The 6,495-nt window shown below is 68.7% G+C and carries 7 protein-coding genes; 4 read left to right on the forward strand and 3 right to left on the reverse strand.

Translation table 11 applies throughout. The features are described from left to right. Positions 1–118 precede the first annotated feature (118 nt). Positions 119–784 (forward strand): class I SAM-dependent methyltransferase, encoded by a 666-nt coding sequence (locus E0H50_RS27560; RefSeq protein ID WP_131293417.1) that lies wholly within the window; start codon positions 119–121, stop codon positions 782–784. 1 nt (position 785) lies between these two features. On the opposite strand, the gene E0H50_RS27565 is transcribed toward E0H50_RS27560, so the two are convergent. Beyond that, positions 786–2,192, reverse strand: a complete 1,407-nt coding sequence (locus E0H50_RS27565; RefSeq protein WP_131293418.1) for a metallopeptidase TldD-related protein — start codon at positions 2,190–2,192, stop codon at positions 786–788. Further along, complete coding sequence (locus E0H50_RS27570) at positions 2,189–3,700, reverse strand: TldD/PmbA family protein (protein WP_238151253.1); 1,512 nt, start codon at positions 3,698–3,700, stop codon at positions 2,189–2,191. Before E0H50_RS27570 ends, E0H50_RS27565 begins: the two co-directional genes overlap by 4 nt. A gap of 114 nt (positions 3,701–3,814) precedes the next feature. Here E0H50_RS27570 and E0H50_RS27575 point away from each other — a divergent pair, with 114 nt between their 5' ends. After that, positions 3,815–4,114 carry an RNA polymerase sigma factor gene (locus E0H50_RS27575; RefSeq protein WP_238151254.1) on the forward strand — a complete coding sequence of 100 codons (300 nt, stop codon included), beginning with the start codon at positions 3,815–3,817 and terminating at the stop codon, positions 4,112–4,114. 295 nt (positions 4,115–4,409) lie between these two features. Beyond that, the gene (locus tag E0H50_RS43525; protein WP_202868348.1) at positions 4,410–5,045 is read left to right on the forward strand and encodes a hypothetical protein; all 636 of its coding nucleotides are present in this window, start codon (positions 4,410–4,412) and stop codon (positions 5,043–5,045) included. Positions 5,046–5,063: 18 nt separating this feature from the next. Here E0H50_RS43525 and E0H50_RS43145 read toward each other — a convergent pair whose 3' ends face one another. Beyond that, the gene (locus tag E0H50_RS43145; RefSeq protein ID WP_238151255.1) at positions 5,064–6,128 is read right to left on the reverse strand and encodes a hypothetical protein; all 1,065 of its coding nucleotides are present in this window, start codon (positions 6,126–6,128) and stop codon (positions 5,064–5,066) included. A 117-nt stretch (positions 6,129–6,245) separates the two neighbouring features. On the opposite strand from E0H50_RS43145, the gene E0H50_RS43940 reads away from it, so the two are divergent. After that, positions 6,246–6,495: hypothetical protein (locus tag E0H50_RS43940; protein ID WP_238151256.1), on the forward strand; the 250-nt coding region annotated here is incomplete at its 3' end.

Consider the following 6,495-nt stretch of genomic DNA (forward strand, 5'->3'; position numbering starts at 1 on the left):
TTGTCCACTGTCCCGAGAAGGAACGGCCCACCGCTTGAGTACGTCTACTCAAAGTTCTGACGTAGGCTGGCGCGGTCTGCCGATCGTCCAGACCGGCGTGACGAACACGGGGAGCACCATGCATACAGGGCAAACAGGGCATGTCGAGCTCGCAAGAGCTCAGCAGGAACGTTGGGACTCGGCGTACGCGAAACGCCCGCAACTGCACGGACTCGAGCCATCGGCCGCCGCGCGGCAGGCCGTGGAGAGGTTCGGTGCCGCAGGCATCGATGACGTGCTGGAGCTCGGCGCCGGGCACGGCCGGGACGCGCTTTTCCTGGCCAGACAGGGATTCAGCGTGCACGCCACCGACTTCAGCGAGACGGCGCTCGACCAGTTGCGGCACGAGGCGCAGCGCGAGGGGCTCGACGACCGCGTCACCGCCGCGTTGCACGATGTCCGCGACCCGCTGCCGCCGGCCGACGGCGCGGTGAACGCGGTGTTCGCGAATCTCCTGCTGAACATGGCGTTCTCGCCGTCCGAGCTGCGATCACTCGTCGCCGAGATCCGCCGGGTGCTCAGCCCGGGCGGGGTTTTCGTGTACGCCGTGTGGTCGACCGGCGACCCGTGCGCCCGGGACTGGCGGCAGCTCGGTGACGGATTGTCGGTGCACGACGGCTTCGTCGGCCGGTTCTTCGACGAGGACCTGGTGCGTGAGCTCGCCGAGCACTGGCAGCTCGACGAGCTCACGCCGTACCACGAAGGCGACCGCGTGCTGTGGCGAGTAGGACTCACCAAGCAGTAGGTCAGTTCGCCTGGCTGACGCTCGACATGTTGAAGTCAGGGACCAGCAGCGGCGGGGTCGCGGTGCGGGAGAAGTAGTCGCCCCACTCCCGCGAGTACGACGGAACGGTCGCGCCGGCCGTGGTGAACCGGGCCAGCAGGTCGACCGGGCTTTCGTTGAAGCGGAAGTTGTTGACGGCCCCGGTGACCTCGCCGTTCTCGACCAGATAGACGCCGTCACGGGTGAGGCCGGTGAGCAGCAGCGTCTGCGGGTCGACCATCCTGATGTACCACAGGCAGGTCACGAGCAGCCCGTTGTCGAGCCCGGCGACCAGGTCGTCGGTCGAACCGGTGGCCCCGTCGACCGAGACCACGTAGTTCTCGATGTCCGGCGTGGCCGTGGGCGCGCCGATGAGGTCGGCGGTGTAGCGGCTCGTCATCAGGTGCTCGAGTTTGCCGCCGCGGATCCAGTCCGTCGCCGCGAGCGTGAGCCCGTTGTCGAAGACGCTCGACGAGCCGCCGGACGAACGCGCCACCGCGAACGCGAAGGCCTCCAGGCCGGGCAGCGCCGGGTCCGAGTGCAGTGAAACCGGCTGTGACGACAGCGTGTCACCGAGCCGCGTGCCGCCACCGGCCTTGGAGAACACGGTCCGGCCCTCGAAGGCGTCCCGGCCGTCGAGCTGCCAGAACAGGTACGTCATCAGGTCCGCGACCGCTGCCGGCGGCAGGATCGTCGGGTGCCGGCCGGCGTCGACCGGCACGGTCCGCTGCGCCCATCCGAGCCGGCGGGTGAGCTCGGCGTCGAGCGCGAGCGCGTCGACATCGGTGAAGTCGCGAGTGGCGGTGCCGACCCAGGCCGAGTGGCTCAGGTCGGTGTTCTTGCCGGTCGACGACACGTAGCCGCGGGGGAGCGCCTGGCGCAGCCGCAGTCCCGTCGACGAACCGACGTACAGCGTCACGACCTCGTGGTTCGCGAAGCCGTACAGCCGCCGCTCTTCAGCGGTGGCGCGCTTGAGGGATTCCCCGAGCGACGGCGCGAACTTCTCGAACACGCCGACGGTTGTCTCCTCCGGCTCGAGGTCCCAGTCCGCACCCACCGCACCGTCGACGAGCGGGCGGGCGTCCTCGGCCGGGCCCGCGGCGCGGGCGGTCGCGATCGCGGCGGACACGATCTCGCGCAACGAGTCGTCGGTGACCGACGAGCGGCCGACGATGCCGGCCGCCGTACCCTCGCCGGCGCCGACCGTGGCGATCACGGTCACGCTCGAGCCGCGCATCGCGCCGTTCGTGGTCAGGGTGTTGTTCGCCCAGCGCAGATTGGTGCTGGACGTCTCGGCGACGAGTACGACGCAACCGTCGGCGCCCTCGGCCGCGGCCAGGGCGAGGCCCCGCTCGATCGTGTCCTGCGGAGTGAGTTGAATGCCCGTCACCGGCCGGCCTCCTGAGTGGTGTTGAGAATGCGGACGCCGCGGAACAGTGCGGACGGGCAACCGTGGCTGACGGCGCCGGATTGGCCGGGCTCGGCCTTGCCGCAGTTGAGGGCGCCGCCGAGGACGTACGTCTGCGGGCCGCCGACGGCCTCCATCGATCCCCAGAAGTCGGTGGTCGTGGCCTGGTAGGCGACGTCGCGGAGCTGACCCTCGAGCTTGCCGTCGGTGATCTTGTAGAACCGCTGGCCGGTGAACTGGAAGTTGTACCGCTGCATGTCGATCGACCAGGACTTGTCGCCGACGATGTAGATCCCGTTCTGCACCCGGCTGATCAGTTCCTCGGTGGAGGGGCCGTCCGCGGCGGGCTGCAGCGAGACGTTGGCCATCCGCTGGATCGGGATGTGGCCGGACGAGTCGGCGTACGCGCACCCGTTGGAGCGCGGCGTGCCGAGCACGTCCTCGTTCTTCTTCGCCATCCGGCGGTCGACCTGGTACCCGACCAGGATGCCGTCCTTGACCAGGTCCCACTGCTGGCCCGCGACGCCCTCGTCGTCGTACCCGACCGTGGACAGGCCGTTCTCCGCGGTGCGGTCGCCGGTGACGTGCATGACGGGCGAGCCGTACTTGAGGGTGCCGAGCTGGTCGAGGGTGGCGAAGCTGGTGCCCGCGTAGTTCGCCTCGTAGCCGAGGGCGCGGTCGAGCTCGGTGGCGTGGCCGATCGACTCGTGGATCGTGAGCCACAGGTTGGACGGGTCGATGACGACGTCGTACGTACCGGCCTCGACGGTCGGCGCGGCCATCTTCTCGGCCAGCCAGCCGGGGATCTGGGCGAGTTCCTCGTCCCAGTTCCAGCCGGTGCCGGTCATGTACTCCCAGCCGCGACCGGCCGGCGGGGCGGTGGAGGACATCGAGTCGAACCGGTCCTCGGCGACGGCGTGCGCGGTGATGTCGGGGCCGATGCGGACGCGTTGCTGCGTGTACGACGTACCGGCGGTGTTCGCGTAGTACTTGCACTCGTGGATGGTGGCGACGTGGACGCTCACGTGGGCGACGCCGTCGGCCTTGAGCAGGCGGTCGCTGTAGTCGGTGAGCAGCGCGACCTTCTCGGCCCGCGGGACGCTGAACGGGTCGATCTCGTACGACGAGATCCAGGTGACGTCGTCGTACGTCGGCTCGTCGGCGAGCTCGATTGTCTCGGCGTTGATCGGCCGGGACACCTGGGCCATGTTCACGGCCTGCTCGGCCAGGCCGACCGCTTCGTCGGTGGTCAGCGCGACGCCGGCGGCGAAACCCCAGGTGCCGTCGTGGATCACGCGGACGGCGAGACCGAGGTCCTCGTCGTCCTTCGCGCTCTCCAGCACGCTGTCGCGCAGGGAGATGGACTCGGACCGGATCCGCTCCAGCCGGAACTCGGCGAACGTGGCCCCGAGGTCACGGGCCCGCTGCAGGGCGGCCGCCGCCAACTCCTGCCGGGGAAGAGCGAGAAAGCTTGCGTCGATATCAGGCACGACCCCGACCCTATACACGGGAACCTGGAGATGATCGGCGGTGTAGTGCCAGTGTCCGGAAGTAGACAGGAGGCTCTGGATCAGTCTGGGTGACGAAGCTGCATCTTGGCTCGGGTGCGTGGTGGGGAGTCTGCTGCGTACGGCGAGTTGGTGGATCGGCACGCCTCCGTGGCGAAGCGGACCGCGGCGTTCCGGCCCTGGTTGTTGCGGATCGTGGCGAACGAGACCCGGAACGTTCTGCGTGCTCGTGGACGCCGGGCACGCCGGGAGGAGCTTGCGGCGCCGCTGGACGTCGTACTGGATCCAGCCGACGCGGCTGTGTCGTTGGAGCGCCGTACCGAGCTGTTGACCGCAGTTCGCGCGCTGCCCCGCCGGCTGCGTGAGGCTCTGCCCGACAAGGAGGTGCAGCGATGAGTCTCGAGGACGAACTGCGGTCCGTCGGACGCTCAGCCGTCGTACCTCCCGTAGACGACGGCCTGACCGCACTCACCCCTCCGGTACGCGCGACGGTTGCGGAGTGGCTGCACATCGGGGGAGTCCAGGCAGAGCCAGTGGGCACCGGGCCGAGTACTGCACCACCACCTCCGACGGTGGGCGGTCACATGTCCCCGGAGGGCGCTGCACGCGTCGCTGGCTTCACGCCACAGCTCCCCAGGGCACTGGGTGCGCCGACGGGTGTAGAGGCCTCAAAAGGCTTCCTGGCGATCAGTTGGGGCGGTGTGCGATTGGAGCAGTTCCAGTCGGGATCGAGCCCAGGTACATCAAGCAGTACTACGGCGGACTCGACTATGTCCCCGAGATCCCGGGCTTCTGGTTCCGTACGCCGCACCAGTTGATCCTGGTCGACGAACGCGTCGTACGGATCGCCGGACCCACACTGGTCTGGAAGCGCAGCGAGCCGAACGCCGACCACCGCTCCGGCCGGTTCGTCCGCGCTACCTGGCTGATCCATGACATGTCCGTCTGGCGCATCGACATCATCTACCCGGACGCACCGGGCGGACCGTGGATCGCCACCGAGGACCTGATGTCCGGCACCAAACCCGCGAAGCCCACGTGGCACCGCGCCACTGACCCGGTGAAGCTCCTCAAGCTCCTAGGTGAACTCGAGTTGCTCAGCGGAGAGTTCTACGGCGGCCCCAGCCTGGACGGCGGCTACACGGCCCAGGAGTCCACGCCAGAGCCCGCACCGGCAGCTGACCCACCAGCTCAAGCCCAGGCGTCCACGACCACCAACGTCTTCACCGGATGGCGTTGGCTCATCCCCGGCGTACTCCTGGGCGCAGCAGTCGCTGTTGTCGCCGTACACCTCTTCCCGAGGCGCCGCTGGGAGCTGATCGATTAGTGCGGCCCGGGTCGTTGGCTACGGTGGGCCGTTCCGGTGGGTGCCGGTGGGGTCGACGTGGAAGGTGAATCCGTGGGGCGTGGTCCATTCGAGTGTCTTGTAGTCGATCCGGCGCACGCTCCAGCCGCGCGCGTGGGTCTTCACCCGGTGCCCGAAGCGACCCAGAGGCGCAAGATTCGTCGTACTCGTCTGCCCGGCGGGTCCGTGGGGGTCGTAGGGCTGGATGTGGTCGAGGTCGATGGCGTTGGTGGTTTCCCGGGTGCCGTACGGGAACAACTCGACGGGGTAGGTGAATTTGACGCGGTCACGGATCCGGATCGGGATCTCGTACGCGTCGACACTGACCGCATCGTTCAGATCGATCACCGGTTTCACCGTGTACGGGCCATAGCCAACAAGCTCGGTGAGCTGAGCCGCCAGCAACGGCCCAATCACCTCGGCACGCAGCACCCCGCAGCCGGTCGCCAACGTCTGATCAGTCAGATGCACAACCACGTCGGTCTGCCCCGGACGCACCTGTGCCTTGGCCCCGTCCGGTCGCGCCGGCACACCAGATCGCATCGACTCACCTGAGCTATCCGGCTCAGACGCATGGCCGGCGTCTGGTGCTTTGCCTGGGTCGTGAGGACTGCTTGGGTCGTGAGGGCTGGTGGGGTGGTTGGGATGGCTCGGGTTGGCATAGGCGTCTCGTTGGATCTGGGCGAGTCGGGCGCGGAGTGCCCGCAGCGCGGCAGGATCCATTTCCGTGCCCTGGCCGGGTTCGGGTTGTGGGTCGGCTGGATCGGGTGCTGTTCGCCGGTCGAATGGGTCGGTTGGTGGGTCGGGGTCGTAGGGTGCGGCGGCTTCGAGCCACGGATCGTGCGGCGGGCCTGCCGGCTCCGCCAGTTCGAGTGAGGCCGGTGGTTCGGGCGGGTCTGGTAGGTGTCGGGAGCCGAGAAGTGGCACGTCGAGAGTGCCGACCCGCGGCCCATCGCCAGTGCGCTCACCAACCGGAACCACCACATCGCCCTTCACCACCGCGTGATCCTGCACCGCCGGGTCCTGCCCCGCCGGGTTCTTGGGCTCCGCGGCGTTGCGCGGCATCGCCGGGTGGTTGGGCGTGGCTGGGTTGCCGGGGTCTGTGGGGGTGTGCGGTTCGTGGATGGTGGCGGGTTCGGCTACCGGGTTGCTCGGCGGGTTGGGGTGAGTTTGGTTGCGGGCTTGGGCGAGGAGTTCTTGGGCGAAGCGGGGGTCGGAGAGGATCTCGACCGCGTCGGCGCGGCGGTGCTGGACCGGGCGGGTGTCGCCGAACTTCTTGAGCGCTTCGGTGATGTCGGACAGGGTCGCGTTGAACCGGTTGACCCCGGCGGCAGCGGCTTTGATGTAGATGGTTTTGTTGCCGTGGCCGTCGCCGCGGCCGATGTGGACGCCGCGGTCGTCGGCGGCCGCCGCGGCTTCGTCGGCTGCGGCG

It is taken from the genome of Kribbella sindirgiensis (assembly GCF_004331435.1).
In the GTDB taxonomy this organism is placed as follows: domain Bacteria; phylum Actinomycetota; class Actinomycetes; order Propionibacteriales; family Kribbellaceae; genus Kribbella; species Kribbella sindirgiensis.

Excerpts from the sequence above, each read along its gene's own strand:
- E0H50_RS43145 (WP_238151255.1), bottom strand. The coding sequence starts at position 6,128 with ATGCCGCGCAACGCCGCGGAGCCCAAGAACCCGGCGGGGCAGGACCCG.
- E0H50_RS27560 (WP_131293417.1), top strand. The coding sequence starts at position 119 with ATGCATACAGGGCAAACAGGGCATGTCGAGCTCGCAAGAGCTCAGCAG.